Source organism: Salinicola aestuarinus (assembly GCF_003206645.1).
GTDB lineage: Bacteria > Pseudomonadota > Gammaproteobacteria > Pseudomonadales > Halomonadaceae > Salinicola > Salinicola aestuarinus.
This window is the reverse complement of the sequence record NZ_PZJP01000005.1, coordinates 763,828-788,400: the sequence shown is the minus strand read 5'-3', so window position 1 is coordinate 788,400 and position 24,573 is coordinate 763,828. Positions and strand designations below refer to the sequence as shown.

At 64.3% G+C, this 24,573-nt stretch carries 25 protein-coding genes; 6 read left to right on the top strand and 19 right to left on the bottom strand.

All coding sequences use genetic code 11. The annotated features are described in order from the left end of the window. Positions 1–47: 47 nt before the first annotated feature. A complete protein-coding gene (locus tag DOM41_RS08950) occupies positions 48–1,673 on the bottom strand; it encodes an ATP-binding protein (RefSeq protein WP_110686469.1) in 1,626 nt (541 codons plus the stop codon). 114 nt (positions 1,674–1,787) lie between these two features. After that, complete coding sequence (locus DOM41_RS08945) at positions 1,788–2,507, bottom strand: winged helix-turn-helix domain-containing protein (RefSeq protein ID WP_110686468.1); 720 nt, start codon at positions 2,505–2,507, stop codon at positions 1,788–1,790. Positions 2,508–2,746: 239 nt separating this feature from the next. On the opposite strand from DOM41_RS08945, the gene DOM41_RS08940 reads away from it, so the two are divergent. Further along, positions 2,747–3,235, top strand: a complete 489-nt coding sequence (locus DOM41_RS08940) for an NUDIX hydrolase (protein ID WP_110686467.1) — start codon at positions 2,747–2,749, stop codon at positions 3,233–3,235. On the opposite strand, the gene DOM41_RS08935 is transcribed toward DOM41_RS08940, so the two are convergent. The 4 genes from DOM41_RS08935 to DOM41_RS08920 form a co-directional block, all read right to left on the bottom strand. After that, complete coding sequence (locus tag DOM41_RS08935) at positions 3,225–3,764, bottom strand: carboxypeptidase-like regulatory domain-containing protein (protein ID WP_110686466.1); 540 nt, start codon at positions 3,762–3,764, stop codon at positions 3,225–3,227. The two genes, DOM41_RS08940 and DOM41_RS08935, sit on opposite strands and share 11 nt — an antisense overlap. A gap of 132 nt (positions 3,765–3,896) precedes the next feature. Next, the gene (locus tag DOM41_RS08930; protein ID WP_110686465.1) at positions 3,897–4,412 is read right to left on the bottom strand and encodes a retropepsin-like aspartic protease family protein; all 516 of its coding nucleotides are present in this window, start codon (positions 4,410–4,412) and stop codon (positions 3,897–3,899) included. Continuing rightward, positions 4,405–4,737 (bottom strand): DUF3253 domain-containing protein, encoded by a 333-nt coding sequence (locus DOM41_RS08925; RefSeq protein ID WP_110686464.1) that lies wholly within the window; start codon positions 4,735–4,737, stop codon positions 4,405–4,407. Before DOM41_RS08925 ends, DOM41_RS08930 begins: the two co-directional genes overlap by 8 nt. A gap of 16 nt (positions 4,738–4,753) precedes the next feature. Next, positions 4,754–5,377 (bottom strand): YbhB/YbcL family Raf kinase inhibitor-like protein, encoded by a 624-nt coding sequence (locus DOM41_RS08920; RefSeq protein WP_110686463.1) that lies wholly within the window; start codon positions 5,375–5,377, stop codon positions 4,754–4,756. Positions 5,378–5,561: 184 nt separating this feature from the next. Here DOM41_RS08920 and aguA point away from each other — a divergent pair, with 184 nt between their 5' ends. Together aguA and DOM41_RS08910 are read left to right on the top strand one after the other, a co-directional pair. Next, positions 5,562–6,662: an agmatine deiminase gene (gene aguA, locus DOM41_RS08915; RefSeq protein ID WP_110686462.1), complete on the top strand. Its 1,101-nt coding sequence runs from the start codon at positions 5,562–5,564 to the stop codon at positions 6,660–6,662. A gap of 199 nt (positions 6,663–6,861) precedes the next feature. Continuing rightward, positions 6,862–7,089, top strand: coding sequence for a hypothetical protein (locus tag DOM41_RS08910; protein WP_110686461.1), 228 nt, complete (start codon positions 6,862–6,864; stop codon positions 7,087–7,089). 19 nt (positions 7,090–7,108) lie between these two features. Here DOM41_RS08910 and DOM41_RS08905 read toward each other — a convergent pair whose 3' ends face one another. Next, positions 7,109–7,807, bottom strand: coding sequence for an extensin-like domain-containing protein (locus DOM41_RS08905; RefSeq protein WP_110686460.1), 699 nt, complete (start codon positions 7,805–7,807; stop codon positions 7,109–7,111). A gap of 264 nt (positions 7,808–8,071) precedes the next feature. Between DOM41_RS08905 and DOM41_RS08900 the strand changes: the two genes are divergently transcribed. Continuing rightward, positions 8,072–8,848, top strand: coding sequence for an EAL domain-containing protein (locus DOM41_RS08900; protein WP_110686459.1), 777 nt, complete (start codon positions 8,072–8,074; stop codon positions 8,846–8,848). A gap of 29 nt (positions 8,849–8,877) precedes the next feature. On the opposite strand, the gene madM is transcribed toward DOM41_RS08900, so the two are convergent. From madM to DOM41_RS08880, 4 genes are all read right to left on the bottom strand, one after another. Beyond that, a complete protein-coding gene (madM, locus tag DOM41_RS08895) occupies positions 8,878–9,639 on the bottom strand; it encodes a malonate transporter subunit MadM (RefSeq protein WP_110686458.1) in 762 nt (253 codons plus the stop codon). A 12-nt stretch (positions 9,640–9,651) separates the two neighbouring features. Beyond that, complete coding sequence (gene madL, locus DOM41_RS08890; RefSeq protein ID WP_110686457.1) at positions 9,652–10,059, bottom strand: malonate transporter subunit MadL; 408 nt, start codon at positions 10,057–10,059, stop codon at positions 9,652–9,654. Between the two features lie 145 nt (positions 10,060–10,204). Continuing rightward, on the bottom strand, positions 10,205–11,743 hold the full coding sequence (locus tag DOM41_RS08885) for a malonate--CoA ligase (RefSeq protein WP_110686456.1): 1,539 nt from the start codon (positions 11,741–11,743) through the stop codon (positions 10,205–10,207). Positions 11,744–11,789: 46 nt separating this feature from the next. Further along, a complete protein-coding gene (locus tag DOM41_RS08880) occupies positions 11,790–13,154 on the bottom strand; it encodes a malonyl-CoA decarboxylase (RefSeq protein ID WP_245391785.1) in 1,365 nt (454 codons plus the stop codon). 223 nt (positions 13,155–13,377) lie between these two features. On the opposite strand from DOM41_RS08880, the gene DOM41_RS08875 reads away from it, so the two are divergent. Beyond that, entirely contained in the window at positions 13,378–14,136 is a 759-nt protein-coding gene (locus DOM41_RS08875; protein WP_110686670.1) for a GntR family transcriptional regulator, read from the top strand. Between the two features lie 29 nt (positions 14,137–14,165). Here DOM41_RS08875 and DOM41_RS17480 read toward each other — a convergent pair whose 3' ends face one another. Next, on the bottom strand, positions 14,166–14,342 hold the full coding sequence (locus DOM41_RS17480) for a hypothetical protein (RefSeq protein WP_157956894.1): 177 nt from the start codon (positions 14,340–14,342) through the stop codon (positions 14,166–14,168). A 201-nt stretch (positions 14,343–14,543) separates the two neighbouring features. Continuing rightward, positions 14,544–16,178: a BCCT family transporter gene (locus DOM41_RS08870; RefSeq protein ID WP_110686455.1), complete on the bottom strand. Its 1,635-nt coding sequence runs from the start codon at positions 16,176–16,178 to the stop codon at positions 14,544–14,546. A gap of 330 nt (positions 16,179–16,508) precedes the next feature. On the opposite strand from DOM41_RS08870, the gene DOM41_RS08865 reads away from it, so the two are divergent. Beyond that, on the top strand, positions 16,509–17,507 hold the full coding sequence (locus DOM41_RS08865) for an LLM class flavin-dependent oxidoreductase (protein WP_110686454.1): 999 nt from the start codon (positions 16,509–16,511) through the stop codon (positions 17,505–17,507). A 119-nt stretch (positions 17,508–17,626) separates the two neighbouring features. Here DOM41_RS08865 and DOM41_RS08860 read toward each other — a convergent pair whose 3' ends face one another. The 6 genes from DOM41_RS08860 to DOM41_RS08835 form a co-directional block, all read right to left on the bottom strand. Next, positions 17,627–18,754, bottom strand: a complete 1,128-nt coding sequence (locus DOM41_RS08860; protein ID WP_110686453.1) for an HlyD family secretion protein — start codon at positions 18,752–18,754, stop codon at positions 17,627–17,629. Between the two features lie 2 nt (positions 18,755–18,756). Next, complete coding sequence (locus DOM41_RS08855) at positions 18,757–19,116, bottom strand: DUF3302 domain-containing protein (protein WP_110686452.1); 360 nt, start codon at positions 19,114–19,116, stop codon at positions 18,757–18,759. Between the two features lie 134 nt (positions 19,117–19,250). Continuing rightward, positions 19,251–20,207: a transaldolase gene (tal, locus tag DOM41_RS08850; RefSeq protein WP_110686669.1), complete on the bottom strand. Its 957-nt coding sequence runs from the start codon at positions 20,205–20,207 to the stop codon at positions 19,251–19,253. A gap of 162 nt (positions 20,208–20,369) precedes the next feature. Next, positions 20,370–21,854 (bottom strand): xylulokinase, encoded by a 1,485-nt coding sequence (gene xylB / locus DOM41_RS08845; protein ID WP_110686451.1) that lies wholly within the window; start codon positions 21,852–21,854, stop codon positions 20,370–20,372. A 54-nt stretch (positions 21,855–21,908) separates the two neighbouring features. Beyond that, positions 21,909–23,384 (bottom strand): mannitol dehydrogenase family protein, encoded by a 1,476-nt coding sequence (locus DOM41_RS08840; RefSeq protein ID WP_110686450.1) that lies wholly within the window; start codon positions 23,382–23,384, stop codon positions 21,909–21,911. Positions 23,385–23,460: 76 nt separating this feature from the next. Further along, a complete protein-coding gene (locus DOM41_RS08835) occupies positions 23,461–24,573 on the bottom strand; it encodes an ABC transporter ATP-binding protein (RefSeq protein WP_110686449.1) in 1,113 nt (370 codons plus the stop codon).

Genomic DNA, 24,573 nt, shown 5'->3' with positions numbered 1-24,573 from the left:
GTCAGTGGTCATCGGTAAGATGAGCCAGTGGTTATCGCTGAGCGGAGTCAGTGGTCATCGGTGAGCGGCGAGATCGATTCGAGACCGTGAAGCGGCAGCAGTAGGCTGAAGCGGGCGCCATCGAGGCGCTCGCTGCGATCGACGACCACGTTGCCGCCGTGCCACGCCATGATCTTCTGCACGATGGAAAGCCCCAGACCATAGCCGCCGGAGCGCCGAGTGCGGCTGTCATCCAGCCGAGCGAAGGGTTTGAAAATAGCCAGGCGCTCTTTTTCGGGCACGCCCGGGCCATCGTCCTCCACATCGATGCGGACCGCTCGCGGTTCGCGATGCACGGTCAGCATCACCTGGCGCTCGGCGTGGCGGCAGGCGTTGGCAACTAGGTTCTGGACCGCGCGCTGTAGATAGCGCGGCTCGGCCTCGACCTCGAGCTCGGGGCCATCGGCGACCTCGAGCGTCAAATGTGGATGCAGCGGACTCAGCGTATCCACCACCCGCCAGGCAACGCTGCGACACTCCACGCTCTCGGTATTGAGGCTCATCCCCTGCGCATTTTCGCTATCGAGTTTGGCGTAGGTCAGGATCTCGTCGATCAGCCGATCGAGCTCGGCGATGTCTCCGTCGATCCCCTCGAGTTGCCGCCGGGAGCTGTCGTCCCGGCTCAGATCCTCGAGCATCTGCACCGCAAAGCGAATCCTCGCCACCGGTGTGCGAAGCTCATGCGATACCGCGCGGATCATCTCCTGCTGACTTCTCAACAGGGACTGCACCTGGACCGCCATCCCGTTGAGCGCCATGCCCAGGCGCCCCAGGAAGTCGCTGCCATCGACCCGCACACGGGAATTGAGATGCCCGCCGGCAATGCGCGTGGCCGCCCGTTCGAGCCGCGCGACGCGCCCCTCGATACTCCAGACAATGAGATAGATCGCGCCGGCCAGCGTGACCAGCACCGTGATGAGCAGGGCAAAGGCCAGCGACAGCGGCACCGACTCGAAGCTCGGGAGCGGGCCGATATGCAACCAACGGTCCGAGCCGACGCGGGCGTGAATGTGCAGCGTGCTCAGGCTGGGATCGAGCCTTACGACCACTTCGCCGGCCGCAAGACGGGTGGATTGAATCGGGTCGACATCGGCGGGCGCCATATCGGAAAGCGTCACCGGCACATGGAACTGATGCTGGACCCGCTTCAGGCGCTGCCGCTGGACCTGAGCCGACTCCCCGCTGAGCCAACTGCGAAGCACCTCGGTGATCCCGCGCAGCTGCATCTCGTTGAGCGAGTTGATCCTCGCCGCCAGCACCCAGTCCGAATGCGGTAACTGGTAGAGCGAGCGCCAGCCATCGCTGTCCGATTCGATCACCGGCCGGGCGTCGGCAAGCCGCGCGCGCTCGAAGTAATTCAGCGAGAGATCATCGAGTTCGAAAAGTCCCAGCGGCATGCCGAGTGTCGAGGCCATCGAGGCCAGCCAGTCGTCGCGATTCTCGAGCGGCTGGCGCGAAACGAGGTCGGAGAGCAGCGCCAGCGGGCCGCTGACCAAGCTCTCGCGGTACTGCTCCTGGCGCACCTTGTCGACCACCAGAAAGCCGAGCAGCGCCAGGCCGAAGGTGATGACCAGTGCGGCGAGCAGCGCGAGATAGAAGCGCAGGAAGGTACTATCGGTGAACGATCGCCGCATGACTGCTCTCGCCTGGAGGATGTCGCGAGCGCGTCAACGCGCTCGGACGCTTCCGATTGTTCGATTCATCGAATCGGGTGGACGTACGGTGGCGACGGACGCCGCCACCGTCGATCAGCTGTCGCGCACGAAGAGGTAGCCCTTGCTGCGCACAGTCTTGATGCGGTGAGGGTGGTTGGGGTCGTCGCCGATCTTCGGACGAATACGCGAGACGCGCACGTCGATGGAACGATCCTGACCGTCGTACTTGATCCCGCGAAGTTGAGAGAATATCTCCTCGCGAGTCAGGACGCGCCCGGCGTTGTCCGCCAGCAGCCAGAGCAGATCGAACTCCGCACTGGTGAGATCGATGCGCTCATCTTCCAGCCAGGCTTCGCGTGTCGCGCTGTCGACCACCAGATTGTCGAAGGTGAGGCGCGTGGCTCCGCTGGCGGAGACCAGACTGTCGGCGCGACGCATCAGTGCCCGCATGCGCGCCAGCAGCACCCGCGGCTGAACCGGCTTCGGCACGTAGTCATCGGCGCCCATTTCGAGACCGAGCACCTGATCCATATCGTCGGTACGTGCGGTCAGCATGAGAATCGGCCCGGCGTAATGCGGGCGCGCGCGACGGCAGATCGACAGACCATCCTCACCCGGCAACATGAGATCGAGGATCACCATGTCCGGTTGCTCTTCGATGATTCTTTCCACCCCGTTGGTACCGTCGTGTTCGAGCCCGACATGAAAGCCGTTAGCCTCGAGATACTCACGCGTGAGATGGGCCAGCCGTTCGTCGTCTTCGATGATCAGTACGCGATCTTGATGTGCAGTGCTGTCCAAGCTGTCTTCCATCCCTATAGTTGGCCTCTAAACCCTGCATACCGTCGGTTCTTTATAATTTGGCGATGCGTTTCACTGCTGCTATCGCTCGAGTGTTGACGCGCTTCGGCCGATCTCGACGTCTTTTGCGTCATGTCCCTGGCGGCCGAATATCGCGTGCGGTCATCATGCACCGCAGAATAGAACGCATGATACCCGAATTGTTCCGTTCATAGATGGCTACGTAAACACGTCTTTAATCGGATTACGATATGCAAAACGAGTTCTTACCTAGCCGCCGCCATGGCGCCACCGACGAGTCTTCTCAGTCTTTGGTATTGACCATCGCTGCCGCGGTCATCGTCGACGGCGAACGTCTGCTGCTCGTGAGAAAGCGCGGAAGCCCCTATTTCATGCAGGCCGGCGGCAAGATCGAGCCCGGCGAGTCGGCGCAAGCCGCCGTCGCACGGGAAGTGTTCGAGGAGCTCGGGGTGCCCCTCGCTGGCTGCGAGCCGCTGGGGCAGGCCAGTGCCACGGCGGCCAACGAAGCCGGTCATCGGGTCGATGCTCACCTCTTCTGGGGATGCCTGTCGGGCGAACCGACGCCGGCTGCCGAGATCGAGGAGCTGCGCTGGGTGACTCTGACCGAGGCCGGGGCGCTGCCGCTGGCGGCGCTGACTCGCGACACCATCCTCCCCATCGTGGCCGAGCACCTCGTGGCCGAGCACCTCGTGGCCGAGCACTCGCCTCTCAGCGACTGAGGTCGACGTCCCGGGCCTGGCCGGCCGTGAGTTCCACCTGGCGGATGATGATCGGGCTGCGGGCGTCGCCACCGGGCAGCAGCACGCTACCGGCAACGTAGAACACCCCGGCCGGGAGGCCGCGAACGACGAAGTAGCCGTCGGCGTTGGTCCTGGCGGTGTGGGTGTAGGCGCGCGCTCGCGGATCGGCGGGCTCGATCTTGCGCCCGGAGAGCGCCACATCGGCCGCTTCTGCGGCATAGCGGGTGGCCGGTGCCACGGAGATGAGTTCGTCCGCCCCGATGACGGTGTCTCCCCCGGGGGCGGTGTAGGTGAGCCGACCCTGCACGGCGGCGCTGCCCTGCTTGTCGAGCTTGGCGTACTCGTCGGCGGGAAATTCGACCTGCCGCGCCACCACCGTTTCCTCGTCGCCGGGACTGTCAAAGATCTGCGGCATCGATAGCGAGCCCGTCGACAGACTCTCGCAGCCCGCCAGCACCAGCGTCATGAGTGTTAACGCGCCGATGGCCCTGAGTCGTCTTCCCGTCATCACTGCTCTCCGCTGATCGTCGATGCCCACGCTGCGCTGGCCGGCGCGGGGCTACCTGGAAACGCGCCATCATACGACGCCCCCGACGGGAAGACGAAGTCTGTCCGCGTGTGGGTGAGTCAGCGCTGCGCCCTAGCGCGAAGTCGCGACGAGATGCATCGAGTCGCCGCGGATGGAGATATCGAAGCGGCCCAGAAAGCTCATGCCGAGCAGCACGACATCATCGTCGATACCGGCGTGGATGGAGCCGGTCACGTCGCGCGCCGCCAGCCCGCCGAGCCGGACCCGATCCAGCGTCGTGAGACTCCCGGTGACACGGCCGTTGGCAGTCGAGAATGTCGCCTCGCGCCCCCGCGCCAGACCCAGGGTGTCGGCGAGCGAACTGGACAGGGAGACATAGGTGGCGCCGGTATCGACGAGAAACGTCACCGGCTGGCCGTCGATCTCCCCCGGGGCGACAAAGTGACCGTAGGCATTGCGCAACAGCGTCACCGGCTCGCCGGGCTCGACCTGCTCGACCCGTGCCGCGTTGGGGTTCTCGCGGCGCGCCTCGAACCCTCGAAACCACCACATCGCCAGCCCGATGATGGTCACCCAGCAGAGCAGCATCATGACGATGCCGGCGCCTCGCCCGCCGGTTTCACGCATCGCCACGCTCCGGGGTGTCATCCGACGGGCCGGCGTTGTCGGCACGTTCGGCATCGCGCGGCAGCCGCAGCCGGATCGGGCCGGTCCACGGCATAGCCGGCGTCAGCACCTGACCTCGCTGGCTGACGATCAGCTCACCGCGCCGGGCGAGCGAGCGCGCCGCCTCTCGCGTCGCCGGCATCCATTCACGCCACGCCACCGGGTCGAGCCGCCGTGCGGCTTCCGAGGGGCAGAACGTCTTCTCCGCACCGCGCGCCTCGGCGAGCGCCAGCAGCGCCTGTTCCAGTTGCGCCGGGAGGGAATCGGGCGACGGGTCTCCGCTCATGGATGGCGTGAAGGACTCAGGTCAGATCCGGATTGAGGGTATAGGTACCGGTCACGCTGGACTCCGCCAGCACGTGGCCCTCCATCGCCTCGCGGACCTGATCGCCGGTGAAGTCACCCTCCAAATGGAGCGTCTCGACGTCGAGCGCAAAGACGCTGAAGGTGTAGCGATGGACCATCTCGTCGTTCCACGGCGGGCAGGGGCCGTCATAGCCGCCATAGGTGCCGGCGAGGTCCGGGTCGCCCGCCATGAAACCGGTATAGCTGTTGATGCCGGCGATCCCCTTCGACGTCTTTCCCGGCGTCTTGCCGCGGGGCACGACGCCATCGGCCGCTTCGCCCTCTTCGATCAGGCTGACATCGTGAGGAATGTCGATCAGCACCCAGTGGTAGAAGTCGACCCGCGGCATGTCCGGCGGCAGCGTCTTGCCTTCCTGATTGACATCATCGGCGACGCCGGGCACGTCCGGGTCACACACCAGCACCACGAAACTTTGCGTCTGCTTGGGAGCGTCGAGCCAGCGAACTTCCGGATTGCGGTTGTCGCTGAAGCGCATGTGCTGCTCGGGGTCCGGCACCGCGAAAGCGAATTCCTTGGGAATGGGCTGGCCTTCCTCGACACCTTTGACGTTGAATCTCATGACTCTCTCCTTGCCTGCTTGGGACGCCGATTGACGCTATGAAGGTGCATCCGATGAGGCCCTGACGCAACGCCTGCCCGTAGTAACGCTTTTCGGCGAACGCGCTCACGTAAGGCCCCCTGCACAGTGCTACAGTCGGCGCCACGATCCATCGATAACCTTAGGGTTCCCAAGGGCGTTTGTCATGAGCGATCTCGTTTCACCCCCGGTCTCCCCCGCCCGCCAGGGTTTTCGCATGCCGGCGGAGTTCGCGCCCCACGATGCCTGCTGGATGCTCTGGCCACAGCGGCCGGACAACTGGCGGCTAGGCGCCAAACCGGCGCAGCGCGCCTTCGTCGAAGTGGCCCGCGTCATCGCCGAGAGCGAAACCGTCATCGTCGGTGCCAGTGACGAGCAGTACGAAAACGCCCGCGATCAGCTTCCCCCCCCGGTGCGCGTGGTGGAACTCTCCAGCAACGATGCCTGGATGCGCGACGTCGGCCCGACCTTCGTCACGCACCCGGATGGGCGCCTTGCCGTGGTGGACTGGGATTTCAACGCCTGGGGCGGGCTCGGGGGTGGGCTCTACTTTCCGTGGGACAAGGACCAGCGCATTCGGCGCAAGATCGCCGGCATGCTCGGTGTTCCCTGCTTTTCGGCGCCGATGGTGCTCGAGGGAGGCGCGATCCACGTCGACGGTGAAGGCACGCTGATCACCACGGAAGAGTGCCTGCTCAACCCCAATCGCAACCCGGCGCTGACACGCGACGCTCAGCAGACGCTGCTGGCCGAGTACCTGGGGATCGAAAAGGTGATCTGGCTACCCGCCGGCTGCTATCAGGATGAGACCGACGGCCACGTCGACAATCTCTGCTGCTTCGTCGCCCCCGGGGTCGTCGCACTCACCTGGACCGACGACACCGCCGATCCGCAGCATGCGATATCGCAACGTGCGCTAGCCGTGCTGGAAAACGAAAGCGATGCCCGCGGCCGACGCCTGACGGTGCACAAGCTGCCCCAGCCGGGGCCACTTCACCTTGCCGAGGAAGAGGCCAGCGGTGTGGATCGGCTCTCGAGCTCGCGGCCTCGGCGTGCCGGCGATCGCCTCGCTGGCTCCTACGTCAATTTCTATATCGGCAACCGGATCGTCGCGATGCCGCTGCTCGACCCCCGCTGGGACGAGATCGCCCGCGAGCGGCTGCAGGCGCTCTTCCCCGAGCGTCGCGTCGTCGGTGTGCCCGCCCGCGAGATACTCCTCGGCGGCGGCAATATCCACTGCATTACGCAGCAACAGCCGCGCCCCTGACCGGCGCCCCGACGCGCGCAGGTGGCATCACCTGAAAACGCCGCGCTGACGATTGCGCCGCGACATCAGACAGCTACGCTGGAGGGCATTCACGGCTCACGGCGCCCGCCGGTCGTCGTTCCGACGGCACACGACCAGCGCGCTGCGGGCCGTGGCCACGCACGTATCGACCCTTTCCGACATTCGCAGGAGACACTCCATGTTGCGCACGATTCCTCTCATGCTCGCCGCCGCCCTGCTGCTCAGCGCCTGTGGCACCGGCACCGGCGAACGCACCGCCAGCGGCGCCGGCATCGGTGCAGCGGTAGGTGCGGGTGCCGCCGCCGCGACCGGCGGCAGCGTGACGCAAGGTGCGGCAATCGGTGGCGGTGTCGGCGCGGCAACCGGTGCCGCGACCGACGAGGACGACGTCAACCTCGGCGACTGAACCCGCCGCGATCAGGCGCTCAGCGACAAAACGCGATGCCGCGCATGCCGAGATGGAAGTGATTGGCATGGGCGGCGTTGTAGTCCGGCCCCAACACCGTACCGAAATAGTGACACGCCCCCTTCTGCGCCTCCTTGAGAAAGCGCGAGGCATCATCATCTCCCTCCCAATCCTCGAGCAGGCCGATCCGCCGGCCATCCGCCAGACGAAACGCCGCCACGTCCAGCGCCGAGGCCGTCGCGTGGTCGCTGCGCCGGGCATTCTTGCGGTGATAGATGTTGCGGCAGGCGAACGAGCCGTAATGCTGCACCGATGCCACACGCTGACCGAAGGTTCGTTCGGCCAGCGGCTGCAGCTCATGTCGCTCGAACATCGTCCACGCCAGCGCCATGGGACAGGTCGCCACGAAGCTCGCGTTGAAGGTGACGCCGGTCCGCGCAAGTCTCACCACGTTCTCGAGCGGACAGCCCGCCACTGGGGTGTAGTCCTCGAGCGGGGCATAACTCACCTGGGGGGCCGTGTTCAGCGCGGCGAGGCAGCCGTCACGGTCGCCTGTCAGGCGCTTGAGCTTGAGCGAGGTCATCACCGTCACCGGATCGTCGACGTTGAGCGGCGCCAGCGGGTTCCATTCTCGCGGTATCTGCCAGACCCCCTTGTCGAGGGCGACACCCAGGGCAATCAGCAGCAGACAGCCAACAGTGGCCAGGGAAGGTTTCATGTCACCTCAGGGCAATGGGGAAGCGAGCCGCGCCGTCAGCGGCCGGTGCTTTCAGGCCGGGCGGCCGTTCGAGAGTTGCGACGCAGCGTTAACTACAGTTCACATTTTTCATCCCGATAACGCTATTCGTCCCGATCATTCACTTCTAAGCTGTGAACACCCTTGGCGGACCATTTTGCATAATAATTAATCATTTTATCGTCTCTGCCGATCAAGCAATGATGCTGGGCCGTGAAGGCTCGATCCGCCGTCAAGGAGGAATGGATGTCAGGATGCGCGAGACACGACAGCGTCTGTGGCCGTTGCGACCGCCCGCTGGAGTTCGATTTCACGATGGCGTTTCAACCGCTGGTCGATATCGACCAGGATCGAATCTACGGCTATGAAGCGCTGGTACGGGGTACCGCGGGAGAGTCAGCCTTTTCAGTCCTTTCCCGACTCGATGAGACGACACTCTACCGCTTCGACCAGGCCTGCCGGGTTCGGGCAATCGAGATCGCCGATAGCCTGGGGGCGGATTCGGTTCTGTCCATCAACTTTCTGCCCAATGCGGTCTACGAGCCCCAGGCCTGCATCCAGGCCACTCTGGAGACCGCCAAGCGGGTCGGCTGGCCCCTGGAGCGGCTCTGTTTCGAGATTGTTGAGACCGAGAGCGTCCGCGATCGGCGCCATCTCAAGAATATCGTCGAGAGCTATCGCGCGATGGGCCTGAGTGTCGCACTCGACGACTTCGGCACCGGCCACGCCAATCTCAACCTGCTCATCGACATCGCTCCCGACATCTTGAAACTCGACCGCCAGCTGATCAGCGACATTCCTCAGTCGCCGCGCCAGCAGATCATCATCGATCAGATCATCACCCTCGCCGAGCGGCTCGATATCAGCCTGATCGCCGAGGGTGTCGAGACCCTGGAAGAGGCACGCTGGCTCTATCGGCGCGGCATCGTCAGACAGCAGGGGTATTGGTATGCCAGACCGGTCGCCGAACAGCTGCCTGGGTGCGCCGACGGTCAATTCGCTCTGGTTCGGGGAGAGCATTGACCCTTGACGCAACCGACCGACCGTCGAGGCTAGAAGATCGCCCGGACGCCGAGAAACAGCAGGGTCGGGGCGAGAAGAATGCCGAGTCCGGTGTAGAACGTCGCCGTCATCGCGCCATAGGGCACCAGTCGGGCATCGGTGGCGGCGAGACCGGCGGCGACGCCGCTGGTGGTCCCGATCATGCCACCGAAAATCATCGCCGAGCGCGGGTTGTCCAGCCCGATCCACTTGGCAGTCAATGGCGTGGCGATCATGGTGAGAATCGATTTGACCAACCCCGCCGCGATCGACAATGCGATCACTTCAGAGCTCGCCCCTAGCGTGGCCCCCGTCACCGGGCCGACGATGTAAGTCACTGCCCCCGCGGCAATGGTGGTGATATCGACCGGGTCGGTGTAGCCGAACCCCACCGCGACGACGGCACCCGCGACGAACGACACGAGCACGCCGAGAAAGAGCGCGACCACGCCACGCAACCCGGCCTTTTTCACCTCCTGCAAGCGCACGCCGTAAGCGGTGGCGATGATCGCAAGATCCCGCAGCATGCCGCCTCCCATCAGCGCAAGCCCCGAGAAAAGAGTGACATCGGCGAGGCCATGGCTGCCTCCGGTTGTGATACCGCCAACATAGGCGAGCGCCAGTCCGATGATGATGGCGATGGCGCTGCCATGCAGCCGGCCGCCGGTCAGATTGCGACTCATCCAGTAGGCGACGTACATGGCGAGGCCAATGACGGCAAAGGCGGCGATCAGGTGATACTTGTCGACCAGCGATACGATGGAATCGTTCATGCAAGGCTCCCCTTAGCGGCCGGTGGGCGGATGAGACGGTGGGCGCGCATCCAGCGGCGCGGCATCATCGACCTTCTTGCCGGTCAGCACCGGCACGAGGGCGAGCCCGAGTACCACGGCCAGCGTGCCGGCCAGAATCGCCACCAGCCCGCCGCTGAAGGCGGCGGCGACGTTCTGGCTCGCCGCCATCGCGACGACGATGGGGATGTACATCGCGTTCCAGAAATTGATGCCGCTTTCAGTCGCCTCCGGCAGCTTGCCGCGATCCTTGAGGTAGCCGGTGAGAAAGATGAGCAGCAGCATGGCGATACCCACACCGCCGAGATTGGCATCGATACCCAGCAACTGGCCGAGTACATCGCCGATGATTAGCCCGGCCAGCATGCAGCCGGCCAGTAGTGCGACACCGTAGATCACCATCGTTGTTCACCTCTCGGGGCGTTGTTTCGGGTGTCCTGTCGGACGCGTCTGGCGTGCCGCGAGTCGCAGCCTGTCAGCGGCTCGCGGGCAAAGGGCATGGCGCCTGTCGGCATGACAGGGAAAAACGGGCGCTGCGGACTCGCGCTCAGTCGCTAGAGGCGCCGGAAGGTTGGTAGAGATCGGCGTAGCGCTCTCTTAGAACGTTCTTCTGGACCTTGCCCATCACGTTTCTGGGCAGGCTATCGACGAAGAAGACCCGCTTGGGCTGCTTGTAGCGCGCGATCTTGTCACTGAGCGCGGCGAGCACGGCCTCCTCATCGAGACTCGCATCGGGCTTGAGCACGACTGCCGCCGTGACGCCTTCGCCGAGATCCGGATGGGCGACGCCGACGATCGCCGATTCGACGACGCCCGGCAGCTCGTCGATCCACTGTTCGACCTCTTTCGGATAGACGTTATAACCACCGGAGATCACAAGGTCCTTGTCGCGCCCGACGATCGAGAGATAGCCGTCCGCGTCGATCACCCCTAGATCGCCGGTGATGAAGAAACCGTCGTCACGGAACTCGGAGGCGGTCTTTTCCGGCATCCGCCAGTAACCCTTGAAAACGTTGGGCCCACGGACTTCCACCGCCCCCGTCTCGCCAGGCAAGAGCGTGTCGCCACTCTCCCGGTCGGTGATGCGAACCTCGCTACCCGGTAGCGCGAAGCCGACGGTCCCCGGGCGGCGCTGGCCGTCATAGGGGTTGGAGGTATTCATGTTGGTCTCGGTCATACCGTAGCGCTCGAGGATGGCGTGACCGGTGCGCTCGCTGAATTCGCGATGCGTCTCGGCGAGCAGCGGCGCCGACCCGGAGACGAACAGCCGCATGTTGGCGGTGGTCTCGCGATCCAGCCGCGGACTCGCCAGCAGGCGCGTGTAGAAAGTGGGCACTCCCATCAGCACCGTCGCCCGCGGCATCAGATCGAGCAGCTGCTCGGCATCGAGCTTGGGCAGGAAGGTCATCGACGCACCGACGGTGAACACGATGTTGCAGGCAACGAACAGGCCGTGGGTATGAAAGATCGGCAAGGCGTGCAGCAGGTGGTCCTCGGCGCTGAACTGCCACGTCGTCGCCAGCGCCTGGCTGTTGGCGGCGAGATTCTGGTGTGTGAGCATCGCACCCTTGGAACGTCCGGTGGTCCCGGAGGTGTAGAGAATCGAAGCCAGAGCGTCGGGGCCGACGTCTGCAACGCGCTCGTCCTCAGAGGCAAGGTCGACGAGCGCCATCAGCGAGCCGTCGCCATCGACCCCCAGGGTCTCCACCGCCTCGACGCCACACGCCGCCGCAAGCCGGCGCGCGCTCTCCTCGGCCTGGGGTCGGCAGACATAGAGCCTGGGTTCGGCGTCACCGAGAAAGTAGTCGATCTCGGCATCGGTATAGGCGGTATTGAGCGGCAGGTAGACGCCGCCAACCTGCAGGCACGCCAGATAGAGCATGATCGCCTGCGGGCTCTTGTCGACCTGGACGACGACCCGGTCTCCCGGTTCGACGCCTCGGTCGTGCAGCACATGGGCCATGCGCTGGGAGAGGGACAGTACGTCGCGATAGCGATAGCGATCACCGTCAGGCGTATCGATCAGCACCTTGTCCGGCTGACGGTCGAAGTGGCTCGACAACTGAAGGTAGAGGTTGTGGTTCATGCGAATCTCCCGCTGTGCCGCCACCTGCGTGGCTTGCGATCTCGAATCAGGCGTCGGCCTTCGTCGTGCTGTTGCGCAGTCGCGCGCGGCCCTGCTTGGCATCGCGGCGGATCTCTCCGGCGCAGGCCACCGTGCCCTCGCGGCTGAACGCTTCGTGGTTCTGTTCGATACGGTCCAGCTCGTAGAGGTAATTGACCATCAGTCCATGAGACTGCTTGAGGCCCTTGTCGGAGGTGTCGCCGGGCCAGTTGAGACGATGTAGCGTAGCCCCGTTACCCAGATGAAACCGGGCGACGGGATCGAGCGGTAGACCGCTGCCGTGCTTGGCGTCGACCAGGTAATGGGCGGCCAGTCCACGCACCGCCGGCTGCAGTTTCTCCCGCGCCTTGGCGTCGGCCAGCCAGGGCCCGTCTTCAAGCCCCGAGGCGATCTCGGCACCGCCCCCTTCCGGATGCGCCTTGCGCTCCTGTTCCAGCCATTGGGCAAAGCCTGGGACCGGCGATAGCGTGACGAACTTCTCGAGGTTCGGCAGCTCACGCTTGAGCTCCTGCACCACCTGCTTGATCAGGAAATTGCCGAAGGAGATGCCTTTCAAGCCGCTCTGGCAATTGCTGATGCTGTAGAACGCAGCGGTATCGGCGTCTTCGGGGCGCACGTCGTCGCCACCGGCGAGGATGCCCTGAATGTTGTTGGGTATACCGCGACACAGCGCGACTTCGACGAAGATCAGCGGTTCGTCACCGGTGGCCGGATGGAAGAACGCGTAGCAGTGCCGATCATCGGGATCGAGACGTCGGCGCAGGTCGGACCAGTCGTTGATCGCATGGACCGCTTCATAGCGGATGATCTTTTCCAGTACCGCCGCCGGCGTGTTCCAGTCGATGCTCTCGAGCACCAGAAAACCGCGGTTGAACCACGAGGCGAACAGATGCGCGAAATCGGCATCGAGCGGTTTGAGTTCGGGGTTGGCCTTGAGCAAGCCGAGGAGATCCGAGCGCATCTTGACCAGCTCGTAAGTACCGCCGGGGCAGAGATTGAGCCGCCTGAGCAGGTGCTGACGGCGAGGCTCGCAAGCGGCGAATAGCGTCTCCAGGCTGGCGTTGTCCTCATGCGTCCGGTACTCGGCGTAGGCCGCGTGAATCTCCTCGGGCACCGCCGCGTAGTGATCGGCAAGTAGTCTGAAGAAGGCCAGTCGCCCGGCGTCGTCGAGCGTGGCATACCGCTCCAGCGCCTCCTGGGCCGTCAGTATCTGGGATGCCTCCCCGACCGGGTGCATCAGCGTTTCGCACAGCGTGCTCAGCCGTGACAGCCCATTCGACGAGCCTTGCTTGTCGGCGTGCGACCCCTGGCCGCGGCTGCGCCGACCGATACTCGACAAAAGTTCCTGAAGGAAATTCATATTGACGTTCATGCCGGCCCTCTCGGGTCGATGACTGGGCACCCGTTAGCGACGAGCGATCGATGGACTGGAGCAGAAACCGTTGCAAGACCGACGGCATCGCGAGACGCTGATGCGCAGGCAGACAAGACATACAAGCCACGGCCCTGATGTATACAACAGTTGGGCATGGCGCTGAGGGTGTCAATATAGGAGAAAGTCTAAGGTGGCCGAGAAATCGACCCGGGAAGTCTCGATGACAGCGTCGCGAAATGCGCCCGAGACGACGCCTGAAGACAGGGCCGCAACACGGCCGGAAGGTCGCACCGCGGCGGCGCCCAGACTGTCACGCCTCTCGCGGGCGCAGTGGCTGCGAGAGCAGCTCGAAAACGCCATCGTCGACGGCCACTTCGCCCCGGGAGACCGGCTCGATCCGGTGGCGCTGGCGCGTGACTACGCCTGCTCACGAACGCCGATTCGCGAAGCCCTGCAGCAGCTCGAGGCATCCGGCATGGTGCGGGTTTACCCCAAGCGAGGGACCTTCGTGACCCAGCTCGGCGTTGCCGATCTAATCGAGCGCTTCGATGTGATGGCAGAGCTCGAGGGCATGTGCGCCCGCCTGGCGGCGCGGCGGATTACGCAGGAAGAACTGGCAGGACTCAGGCAGGCTCACGAGTCGTGTCGCGACTGCCTCGACGGTAGCGATGCCGACCGCTACTACCACGCCAACGGCACCTTTCATCATCTGATCTACGCTGCCAGCCACAACGCCTTTCTTACGCAAGAGGCGACCCGGCTGCACGCGATTCTCAAGCCCTATCGCCGCCTGCAGCTTCACGTGCATCACCGCCTGCAGGAGAGCTTCGCCGAGCACGAGGCCATTCTGGAAGCCATCGAACGACACGATGCCAACGCCGCGCGTCGCGCCATCCAGCAACACGTTCAGCTACAGGGCAATCGCTTCAACGATCTGATGGCGACCATGCCGCAGTTGAGAGAGGACCCTTTGGCGTGAGCCCTGCGCCCTAACCTGTCTGCGCCGGGTCAATCGAAGAACAGTGTCACCAGCACCGCCATCCCACCGACAACGGTGGCGGTGACGACGGCGATACTCACCAGTCGGTCGAGCCAGCGATCGAAGCGAGACGACGCGGGGGCGATCGGCCCCTGGCGTCGTGTCGCGCCCTGCCGGCGCTTTGCCGGTCTCACCGCCGGTTGCATGATTGAAGCTCCAAGCCGCTGAAACACCCAGAAGGGCGTGGCGTCGAGTAACGCCACGTAACACTATAAAACTAAGCGTTTGTGACGGCTTTCTCCAGCGGTAATCGACGTTACGGCCGCGACTCCCTTAAAAAAAGCGCCCCACCGCCAGACGGTAGGGCGCGGTCGCTCGGCGTGACGCCGAGTGGGCGCTTGCTGGCATCAGCGGGCGTTGATCCGGCGATTCTTGACGTCCGGCGCCCGTCGATAGCGATCCTCGTCTGCCAGGGTCTCCGCCTCGAAGGCATCGGCCCCCACCGGCGTCTCGCTATGGCGTCGATAGAGGGCGGTCAGCATCGCCTTGCGATCGGCACGCAGCTCACGAATCATCACCAGAATCATGCCGTAGAGGATGAAGGTAAACGGCAGCGCCGCGAGCACCGCCGCCGACTGCAGGCCCTTGAGCCCGCTCTCGCCCCCCGCCGACAGCAGGGTCAGGCAGATCGCCGCGATCAACACGCCCCAGATGATGCGCTTGATCAGCGGCGGGTTCAGCGAGCCGCGGTCGGTCATCTGCGAGACGATGTAGGTCGCGGAATCGGCGGAAGTGACCAGAAAGATGAAGATCAGGCAGAGCGCAACGACGGAGAGCACGCTGGAGAACGGCATCAGATCGAACATCTGGAACAGCGCCGAGGTGAGGTTGTCCTGTGTCGCCTCCGCCAGCCCGACGTTGCCGTTGAGCTCCATCTGAATGGCCGCGCCGCCGAAGACACCAATCCAGAGACACGCCAGCAGCGGCGGCACGATCAGTACGCCGAAGACGTACTCCTTGATGGTGCGCCCGCGGGAAATTCGTGCCACGAAGGTACCCACGAACGGCGACCAGGCGATGACCCATGCCCAGTAAAAAATGGTCCAGCTGCTCGCCCACTCATTCTCTTCGAACGGCGCCATCCGCAGGCTCATGCCGATGAAATTCTGCAGGTAATCGCCGATGCCCAGGGTGATCGTCTCCAGAATGGCCACTGTGGGGCCGGTGAACAGCACGTAGAACATCAGCGCGAAGCAGAGGGCCAGGTTCAGGTTGGAGAGATACTTGATCCCTTTATCGAGGCCGGTTGTCGTGGAGATCATGTAGCAGACGAACATCGCCCCCATGATGATGAACTGCCACAACACGCTTTCAGGGATATCAAAGACCGCATTGAGCCCGCCATTGATCTGCAGCACGGCCAGACCGATCGAGGTCGCGACACCCATCACGGTCGCCACGACGGCGAACACATCCAGCGCCGGCCCGAGCTTGCGTAACTTGGGTCGCTTGGCGGTCACCGAGGACAGCACGTTGGAGACCATGCCCGCCTGCCCCTTGCGGAACTGGTAATAGGCGATGATCAGCCCGACCACCGAGAACGCCGCCCACTGGTGGATTCCCCAGTTGAAGAAACTGTACTGAATGGCGTAGCGCGCCGCCTCCGGCGAGGCGCCCTCGAGATCGCCGTAGGGCGGGTTCAGGTAGTGGCTCATCGGCTCGGCCATGCCATAGAACACCAGCCCGACGCCGAAACCGGCGGCCAGCAGCATGCTGATCCAGGAGAAGAAACTGTAGGTCGGCCGACTGTCCTGAGGTCCGAGGCGAATCTTGCCGTATTTGCTGAACGCCAGCGTGAACAGAAAGATCACGAAGCCGAAGACAGAGATGAGATAGAACCAGCCAAAGTAGTAAGTGGTTGCGCTGAGCAAGCGATTGGCGACATTGCCGAACCCTTCCGGAAAAATCGCGCCGAGCGCGACGATGGCAGCGACCACCAGCGCCGAGACGATGAATACGCCCTGCTTGTCGAATCTACCCATGTTCTCTCCTTTTCTCTTGTTGACATGCCTTGGAGACGACCCACCCCTATCCTTGGAGATCGATCCGTTCACGCGCGAAAGCGGGCTGTCGCGGCGCACGGCAGAGCGGTACGTGCACACCGAGTGCGGCGTGACGGGTTCAGTGTAGACGCCGAGTTCGCTATTGCGACGTGCGACGGCGAGACCCGGCAAGGCTTATCGACACCCCACGTCTCAGCGTCGGTTGCATTCGACTTTTGCGCCCTCATGATGTGACACACTGAGACGAAACAATGAGGGCGCTAACGGAGCACTCCGTTGCCGCCATCACTCCCCGGACCGAGGACGACCATGTCACGACTCGCCGATATTCCCCTTTCCGTGCTGGATCTCGCGCCGATTACCCGCGATGGCACCGCTGCCGACACCTTCCGTCACAGCGTTGACCTGGCGCAGCAGACCGAGCGTCTGGGCTACAACCGCTACTGGCTCGCCGAACACCACAACATCGACGGGATCGCCAGCGCCGCCACCAGTGTGCTGATTGGGCATATCGCCGGCGCGACGTCACGGCTGCGCATCGGCAGCGGCGGCATCATGCTGCCCAACCATCCGCCGCTGGCGATCGCGGAGCAGTTCGGCACGCTGGCAACGCTCTATCCCGATCGGATTGATCTCGGGCTGGGACGCGCCCCCGGTTCCGACGGCATCACCATGCAGGCGATGCGCCGCGACCCGCGCGCCGGGGTCAACGACTTCCCTGACCGTCTCGACGAGCTGCGCCGCTATCTCGGCGACACTGTGCCTGGCCAGCGCATCCGCGCGATTCCCGGGGAAGGCACTCACGTGCCGATCTGGCTGCTCGGTTCCAGCGGCTACAGTGCGCAACTCGCCGCCAGACTCGGTCTGCCGTTTGCCTTCGCCGGGCAGTTTGCGCCGGGCTACATGAACGAGGCGCTGCACCTCTATCGCGAAGGCTTCCAGCCCGGTGTTCTGGACAAGCCCCATGCGATGATCGGCATTCCGCTGGTGGCTGCCGACAACGACGCCTACGCCCACTACCTCGCCACCACCCAGCAGCAGAAGTTTCTCAATCTGATCCGCGGCAAGAGCACGCGCACCCTGCCGCCGACCGATCACATGGACTGGTCGCCGCAGGAAGCGGGGATGGTGAGACAAAACCTGGGTGCCGCTGTGGTTGGCGGCCCGGAGAGCATCCGTCAGCAGCTCGACGAGCTACTCGAGGTGACCGGCGCCGATGAGATCCTGGTCAATACCGACTGCTACGACCACGCCGACCGCGTGCGTTCCTACGAGATTCTCGCCGGCATTCAGCGCGACGCGGGCTGACTGCCCCGAACGCCGAGTGAGACGGCGGGCACGCAGCCCGCCGTCCTGCCACCGGAAGGATTCGCAGGTTCAGTGATCGAGAGGGAGGCGCAGACCCAGTGATCGAAAGTGACGCAGACTCAATGATCGAGGTAGAGATAGTGCTGCCAGCTAAGCATGCGCAGCAGTACCTTGCGCATGGCCGCGATGTGGTGAGCGTGTTCGCTATAGACGGCGGCCTGTCCGCTAACGCCGAGCGGCAGCGGCGGCAGTGTTTCCCCGGGCTTGAGCGCCAGCGTGACGAGTGCCCGGCTATCCATGTTGGCGAAAGCCTCACCGCCTACCAGCCTCTCGCCAGCGGCTAGCTGCGCCTCGGCGATGGCCGGCAGCACCTCCACCACTTCGGCCTCGAAGATTCTTCCCGGAAGCGCATCGAAGACCAGTTCCGCCGGGGCACCGGCTTTGATGCGTGCCAGCGACTGTTGGCGAAATGCCGCGGTAAAGGTCCCGCTCTGCTCGTGGAGGAATACCCCGAGCGGCCGCAGGGGTAGCGGAACCGCCATCATGCCCGGCCGGACTGCCAGCTGCGAGAGGTAGCCGTCCGTGGGTGCCCGGATCACGGTATTGGCCAGATCGAGCTGCGCTTCCTCCAGCTCAGCCTGCTTGGCGGCAACGACGGGATCCACTGATTCGTCGAACGTCTCCTGCTGCGCCCGCGCGCGCTCCACTGCCGCTTGCGCCTGAACCACGCCAGCCTGCGCCGTGTCGCGCCGCTCCTGGGCCTGATCCACCTGCTGGCGACTGAACGCCGATGCCGCGCCGCGATAGCGATCGAACGTCCGCTGCGCCTGATCGCGCCGGGCCTCAGCCGCCACCAGGGCAGCTTCTGCCTCACCGACACTGGCCACCCGTCCCTGAGAGTTGCGCAACGCATCCGCCAGTTCCGCGGTCAGTCTCGCGACGCGCATTTCATGACGCGATGGATCGAGCGTGAACAGGGGCGTCCCCGCCTCGACTCGCGAGTTGGGCGCCACATCGACACTCAACACTTTGGCCCGGACTTCAGAGACCAACGGCGTGACCACGTAGGCCTGGCGGACCTGACGCGTGAACGGGTGATTGTAGTTCATCACCAAAACCAGGGTGGCGACTAGCACGATGCCGCCCAGAATCGCCGTGGGTACGGTCCATTTGGTCAGCGGAATTCGGAATATCTTGAAGATGGCGATGCAGATCGCGGCATAGGTGAGGACGATCAGGGTCTCCATGCTTATGCCTCCCGGCTGCCGGGCGTCGGCGCCGCCGACTCCAGCGCATCGACTCGCGCCCGCATCCGCTCCAGCTCCTCACGCAGCTGCTGGAGCTCTACCGCCTCCTGTTGCTGCGCCACCTGAAGCTTCTGGAATCCCCAGCCGCGCTCGGGACGATAGAGCGTGGCCCAGATCCACAGGAAAGGCCAAAGCACGTGAAGCGTGAACAGGCTGACCCAGCCCGCCACGTGAATCGCATCCTGATGAGGATGGTCTCGCCCTTTGGCGATGAGGTAGGGAATGTCGTGCACCGCGATGATGCCGTAGAACAGGACGAGTGCCACGAAGACCATTAGGCCGAGTGCAACATAGCTAAGCATGGTTAAGCCTCTACAATGCGCCGACCCGAGAACGGGCCGGCGCAGAAAAAGAACCATCGTCTTGCCTGTCGTTCCGGTCATCGCGAGACCGGTGTCGGCCGCTGCTCCGTGGCAGAGGTCCGTTGCTGACTAGCTCACCCTAGACGCTTTTCCAGCATTCCTTCCAGCTTTCCCTGATCGGCGGCGAACTTGCGAATGCCCTCGGCGAGCTTCTCGGTCGCCATGGCGTCCTCGTTGTGCTCCCAGCGGAACTGCGTCTCGCCGATCTTGCCAGGGTGCTCCTCACGGCCGCTTTCATCGCTCACCTTGCGGGCAACCTCGCCATCGCTGGACGCGAGTTCCTCGAGCAGCTCCGGCGAAATGGTCAAGCGGTTGCACCCGGCGAGCGCCAGGATCTGGTCGGTGTTACGGAAGCTCGCGCCCATCACCACGGTCTCGTAGCCGTAGCGGCTGGCGTATTCGCAAACGCCGCGCACGAATTTCACACCCGGGTCTTCGTCCGGCGCGTAGGATTCCGTCCCGGTGGATTGCTTGTACCAGTCGGTGACACGACCGACGAACGGCGAAATCAGATAGACCCCGGCTTCGAAGCAGGCACGCGCTTGAGCGTCGGAGAACAGCAGCGTCAGGTTGCAGTGGATGCCCTCTTTCTCGAGGCGCTCCGCCGCGCGAATCCCTTCCCAGGTGGACGCCAGCTTGATCAGCACGCGATCCCGCGACACCCCCTGCTTCTCGTAGAGCGAGATCAGATGATGCGCCTTGTCGTAGCTCGCCTGCTCGTCGAAGGAGAGCTTGGCGGCGACTTCGGTCGATACACGCCCCGGAATCAGCTTGGTGATTTCGGTGCCGATCGCCACGCAGAGTCGGTCGACCGCTTCCTCGACCTGTTGGGCCTTGTCGCTGACCTCGGCCTTGACCTGGGTCAGCGTCTCGTCGATCAACGACTGATAGCCCTCGAGATCGAACGCCTTGAGGATCAGCGAAGGGTTGGTCGTGGCATCATGCGGCTCGTAGCGACGAATGGCGTCGAGATCGCCGGTGTCGGCGACCACCATGGAAACCTGCTTGAGAGAGTCGAGTTGCTGAGTCATGAATCGCTCCATCGTCGTCTGATAGAAATCGCCTCGGGAAAATCGCGGCACGCGGTCGTGTCGAGCCGTCGTGCGGGCGCGATATCGATCCCAAAAGCATAACACCGTTGGTTGAGGCTCGCCGACGCGATCCCTGATCGCGCCGCCGGCTCGCGGGCCGGGTCAACGGATGTCGTGTTGCGCGGCGAGCGCCTCTCGATAGCGCGCGTAGACGTCGTGATAGCGCGCCACGATCTCCGGCTGCGGTTGGGTGAGCGTCGCCTCGTCGAGTTTGACCCAGCTGCGGCAGAGCGACTCGAGCGTGACGGCGCCCTCGCGATCGTCGCACCAGCGCGCCTGAATCGCGCCGCCGAACGCGGCCGCCTCGGTCACCCGTGGGCAGACCACTTCGACATCCAGGATATCGGCGACGATCTGGCGCCATACCGGACTCTTCGCCCCTCCGCCCACCAGCCGCACCTGAGTGGCGTGATCGGCAAGCGGCCCAAGCAGCTCGAGCCCGTAGCGCAGACCGAAGGTCGCACTCTCGACCGCCGCTCGACAGAGGTTCGCCGGCGTGGTGTTGAAGCTCGTCAAGCCGCTCAGACTCGCCTGCGCCTGGGGCAGCGCCGGGACCCGCTCGCCACTGAAGAAGGGCAGCATCGTCACACCGCCGGCGCCCGGCTCGGCGCTGGCCACGGCGCGGTTGAATCCGTCGAGATCCAGCCCGACGAGCTCACGCAGCGTGGTGGTCGCCGAGGTGACGTTCATGGTGCAGATGAGCGGCAGCCAGCCGGCGTGACTGGCGCAGAAGTTGGCGACCATGGCATTGTCCGGCACGACCGGGTCCGGCGAGTGCACGGCGATGGTGCCGGACGTCCCCAGGCTGATGGTCATCATGCCGCGTTCGATATTACCGGTGCCGATAGCGCCCATCATGTTGTCGCCGCCGCCGCTGGCAACCCACACGTCGTCACCCAGGCCAAGTTCGCGGGCAAGCTCGGGGCGAACCCGGCCGACCGGTTCTCCGGAGTCGATCAGCCTTGGCAGTACGGCATCCGCGTCCAGCTCGGGCGCGATGAGGTCGAACACGTCGCGACGCCAGGTTCGCGCGCGGGTGTCGAAATAGCCGGTGCCCGAGGCGTCTCCCGCCTCCGCCACCCGTTCCCCTGTCAGCCAGAAGTTGAGATAGTCGTGGGGAAGCAGCAGTGTGGCAATCCGTGCATAGGCGTCGGCGTGCGTCTCGCGTAGCCAGGCGATCTTCGATGCGGTGTAGCCGGTCTGCAGCACCAGCCCCAGCTTGTCGAGACAGCCGGCCTCATCGCCAAGGCGCTTGATCAACCGTTCGTTGTGCTCGGCAGTCTCGGTGTCGTTCCAGAGCTTTGCGGGGTGCACTGGCTCGCCCTCGATATCCAGCGCCACCATGCCATGCTGCTGTCCGGAGACACCGATCCCGCGGACGGCACTCCCCTCGACGCCGGCATGGGAGAGCGCTTCCTGCAGCGCCTCGCGAAAGGCACCGGTCCACTCGTTGACGTGCTGTTCGCGCCGACCGTTGTCCCCCTGCTCCAGCCGATGGGGACGAGACGCCTCACCCAGAATCTGGCCGTCGGGATCGACCACGACGACCTTGGTGCTCTGCGTACCGCAATCCACGCCGATGTACATCGTCTCGCTCCCCTGTATGGCTGATGTGAACATTCCCTGGCTGTCAGGCAGGGCTCAGCGAGCGACGAGCCACTCGACGCAGGCACGGGCGCCATCGCGGTGAAGTCGTTCGAGCGCCTCGAGATACGCCTGGCGAAAGCGCGGATTGTCAGCCAGGTCACCGAAGAGCTGGCGATTTTCGATGAAGGCGGCGGGCTCGCCGCGGTTGCGCTGGGCGATCGCCGTCAGCTCGTCGTGGAGGCGGTCGACGACCGTGATCGGCTCGCCCTGCTCGTCGGCTCCCTCAGCATAGCGCGCCCAGCTCGCCACCACGGCGGCACTCCGCTGGATCTCGCCACCACTCTCAAGCTGCGCGCGAATCACGGGCAGCAGCCATTTCGGGATGCGATCGGAGCTCTCGGCACAGAGTCGTGCCAGGGTGTCCCGGATCTCGGGGTTGGCAAAGCGCTCGATCAGCGTGTGCTTGTAGTCGTCGAGGTCGACACCCGGCACCGGCGACAGCGTCGGCGTCGCCTCCTCGTTCATGTAGTCGAGCAGAAACTGCACGAACAGCGGGTCCTGACAGACTTCGTGCGCGTAGCGATAGCCGGCCAGGTAGCCGAAGTAGGTCAGCGCCTGGTGGCTCGCATTGAGCAGGCGCAGCTTCATCAGCTCGTAGGGCATGACGTCGTCGACCACCTGGACATCGGCCTGCTCGAACGGGGGACGCCCGGCGTTGAAATGATCCTCGAGCACCCACTGGGTAAACGGCTCGCAGACCACCGGCCAGCGGTCGTCCAGCGCGAAGCGGCTACGCACTTCCTCGATGTCCTCAGCGGTGGTCACCGGCGTGATGCGATCGACCATCGAGTTCGGAAATTGGACCTCGGCGTCAATCCAGGCGCCGAGTTCGGCCTTTCGAGCCCGGGCGTAGGCGACAAACATCTTGTGGGCGACCTCGCCGTTGCCCTGGATGTTGTCGCAGGACATCACGGTGAACGGCTCGACACCCTGCGCCCGGCGACGCGCCAGCGCCTCGACGATGATGCCGAAGGTCGTCGTGGGCGTCGTCGGTGACGCGAGATCCCGGGCGACGTCGGGATTGTCGAGATCGAACTCGCCGGTGACGGGATGGAAGTTGTAGCCGCCCTCCGTCACGGTCAGCGAGACGATGCGAATCTGCGGATCGACGAGCGTTGTCAGCACCTTCTCGACGTCATCCGGGGCGAAGAGGTAATCGACGATCGACCCGATGACCCGCGCCTGGTAATCGCCATCGGGATACTTCACCACCAGCGTATAGAGATGGTCCTGCGCGGCGAGCGCCTCCTGCATTCGGCGATCTCCCGGCATCACGCCAATGCCGACAATGCCCCAGTCCAGTGCCTTGCCCTCGTTCATCAGGGTGTCGAGCACCATCGCCTGGTGGGCCCGGTGAAAGCCACCGACGCCGAAATGGGCGATGCCGGGCGTGACCCGGGCACGGTCGTATTCGGGCTTGGCAACGGTCACGTCGAGGCGATCGAGGGCGGCGGCATTCAATGTCTGCATGATTCAGCTCCTGTTGGGCCGGCGGACGAAAGCATGAGGATTCAGTCACTCGCTTGAGGACGGCAAGGGCCGCCGCTCAGGTCGCGACGGCATTCAGGGCGGAAACGCTGTTACGGGCGATCACTTCATCGCTCTCGACATCGAAGAGATGCAGTTTGTCGCTCGCACAGCCCAGCGTCAGCCGCTCACCGACCTCGATCCGGCGATGGCCCGAGAGCTGCGCGGTGACGAAGCGCTCACCCACGCGAAGCTGGACGACGGTCACCGACCCCAGCGTCTCGACCACCTCGACCTCGCCGGCGATCGCATTCCCCTCGCCGTCGGTGTCCTCGAGATGTTCCGGGCGCACGCCGACCCAGACATCGCCGGCGCGGGCGGCCATCGTTTTTGCGTGAGCCGGATCCAGCGTCAGTCGAAACCCCTCTCCCTCGAGCACGCCGTCGACATGACTCGCCCGCAGGAAGTTCATCGAGGGGTTGCCGATGAAGCCCGCGACGAAACGGTTGGCAGGATGTTCGTAGAGGTTGATGGGGGTATCGATCTGCTGGATCTGGCCGTCCTTCATCACCACGATGCGCTCGCCCATGGTCATCGCCTCTACCTGATCATGCGTCACGTAGAAGGTCGTGACCTTGAGCCGCTTGTGCAACTTGACGATCTCGGCGCGCATGTCGACCCGCAGCTTGGCGTCGAGGTTGGAGAGCGGCTCATCCATCAGAAAGACCTGCGGACTCCGCACGATCGCCCGACCGAGGGCCACGCGCTGGCGCTGGCCGCCGGAGAGTTCGCGTGGCTTGCGCTCGAGCAGTTGTTCGATCCCAAGCGTCCGGGCCGCGTCGTCGACCTGGGCCTTGATTTCGGTCGCCGAGCGTTTCTTGAGCTTGAGGCTGAAGGCCATGTTCTCGGCGACGGTCATGTGCGGATAGAGCGCGTAGCTCTGGAAGACCATGGCGATGTCGCGCTCTTTCGGCGGTACCTGGCTCACGTCGCGGCCGCCGATGAGGATCTCGCCGTCGGTGTTGCGCTCGAGTCCGGCGATCATGCGCATGGTGGTGGACTTGCCGCACCCCGAAGGACCGACCAGCACCACGAACTCGCCGTCGCGAGTGGTCAGATTGAAGTTCTCGACCGCGTTGCTGCCGCTGCTGCCGTAGCGCTTGGCGACGTTCTTGAGTTCGACGATGGCCAT

Excerpts from the sequence above, each read along its gene's own strand:
- DOM41_RS08950 (WP_110686469.1), bottom strand. The coding sequence starts at position 1,673 with ATGCGGCGATCGTTCACCGATAGTACCTTCCTGCGCTTCTATCTCGCG.
- DOM41_RS08945 (WP_110686468.1), bottom strand. The coding sequence starts at position 2,507 with ATGGAAGACAGCTTGGACAGCACTGCACATCAAGATCGCGTACTGATC.
- DOM41_RS08940 (WP_110686467.1), top strand. The coding sequence starts at position 2,747 with ATGCAAAACGAGTTCTTACCTAGCCGCCGCCATGGCGCCACCGACGAG.
- DOM41_RS08935 (WP_110686466.1), bottom strand. The coding sequence starts at position 3,764 with ATGACGGGAAGACGACTCAGGGCCATCGGCGCGTTAACACTCATGACG.
- DOM41_RS08930 (WP_110686465.1), bottom strand. The coding sequence starts at position 4,412 with ATGCGTGAAACCGGCGGGCGAGGCGCCGGCATCGTCATGATGCTGCTC.
- DOM41_RS08925 (WP_110686464.1), bottom strand. The coding sequence starts at position 4,737 with ATGAGCGGAGACCCGTCGCCCGATTCCCTCCCGGCGCAACTGGAACAG.
- DOM41_RS08920 (WP_110686463.1), bottom strand. The coding sequence starts at position 5,377 with ATGAGATTCAACGTCAAAGGTGTCGAGGAAGGCCAGCCCATTCCCAAG.
- aguA (WP_110686462.1), top strand. The coding sequence starts at position 5,562 with ATGAGCGATCTCGTTTCACCCCCGGTCTCCCCCGCCCGCCAGGGTTTT.
- DOM41_RS08910 (WP_110686461.1), top strand. The coding sequence starts at position 6,862 with ATGTTGCGCACGATTCCTCTCATGCTCGCCGCCGCCCTGCTGCTCAGC.
- DOM41_RS08905 (WP_110686460.1), bottom strand. The coding sequence starts at position 7,807 with ATGAAACCTTCCCTGGCCACTGTTGGCTGTCTGCTGCTGATTGCCCTG.
- DOM41_RS08900 (WP_110686459.1), top strand. The coding sequence starts at position 8,072 with ATGTCAGGATGCGCGAGACACGACAGCGTCTGTGGCCGTTGCGACCGC.
- madM (WP_110686458.1), bottom strand. The coding sequence starts at position 9,639 with ATGAACGATTCCATCGTATCGCTGGTCGACAAGTATCACCTGATCGCC.
- madL (WP_110686457.1), bottom strand. The coding sequence starts at position 10,059 with ATGGTGATCTACGGTGTCGCACTACTGGCCGGCTGCATGCTGGCCGGG.
- DOM41_RS08885 (WP_110686456.1), bottom strand. The coding sequence starts at position 11,743 with ATGAACCACAACCTCTACCTTCAGTTGTCGAGCCACTTCGACCGTCAG.
- DOM41_RS08880 (WP_245391785.1), bottom strand. The coding sequence starts at position 13,154 with ATGAACGTCAATATGAATTTCCTTCAGGAACTTTTGTCGAGTATCGGT.
- DOM41_RS08875 (WP_110686670.1), top strand. The coding sequence starts at position 13,378 with ATGACAGCGTCGCGAAATGCGCCCGAGACGACGCCTGAAGACAGGGCC.
- DOM41_RS17480 (WP_157956894.1), bottom strand. The coding sequence starts at position 14,342 with ATGCAACCGGCGGTGAGACCGGCAAAGCGCCGGCAGGGCGCGACACGA.
- DOM41_RS08870 (WP_110686455.1), bottom strand. The coding sequence starts at position 16,178 with ATGGGTAGATTCGACAAGCAGGGCGTATTCATCGTCTCGGCGCTGGTG.
- DOM41_RS08865 (WP_110686454.1), top strand. The coding sequence starts at position 16,509 with ATGTCACGACTCGCCGATATTCCCCTTTCCGTGCTGGATCTCGCGCCG.
- DOM41_RS08860 (WP_110686453.1), bottom strand. The coding sequence starts at position 18,754 with ATGGAGACCCTGATCGTCCTCACCTATGCCGCGATCTGCATCGCCATC.
- DOM41_RS08855 (WP_110686452.1), bottom strand. The coding sequence starts at position 19,116 with ATGCTTAGCTATGTTGCACTCGGCCTAATGGTCTTCGTGGCACTCGTC.
- tal (WP_110686669.1), bottom strand. The coding sequence starts at position 20,207 with ATGACTCAGCAACTCGACTCTCTCAAGCAGGTTTCCATGGTGGTCGCC.
- xylB (WP_110686451.1), bottom strand. The coding sequence starts at position 21,854 with ATGTACATCGGCGTGGATTGCGGTACGCAGAGCACCAAGGTCGTCGTG.
- DOM41_RS08840 (WP_110686450.1), bottom strand. The coding sequence starts at position 23,384 with ATGCAGACATTGAATGCCGCCGCCCTCGATCGCCTCGACGTGACCGTT.
- DOM41_RS08835 (WP_110686449.1), bottom strand. The coding sequence starts at position 24,573 with ATGGCCATCGTCGAACTCAAGAACGTCGCCAAGCGCTACGGCAGCAGC.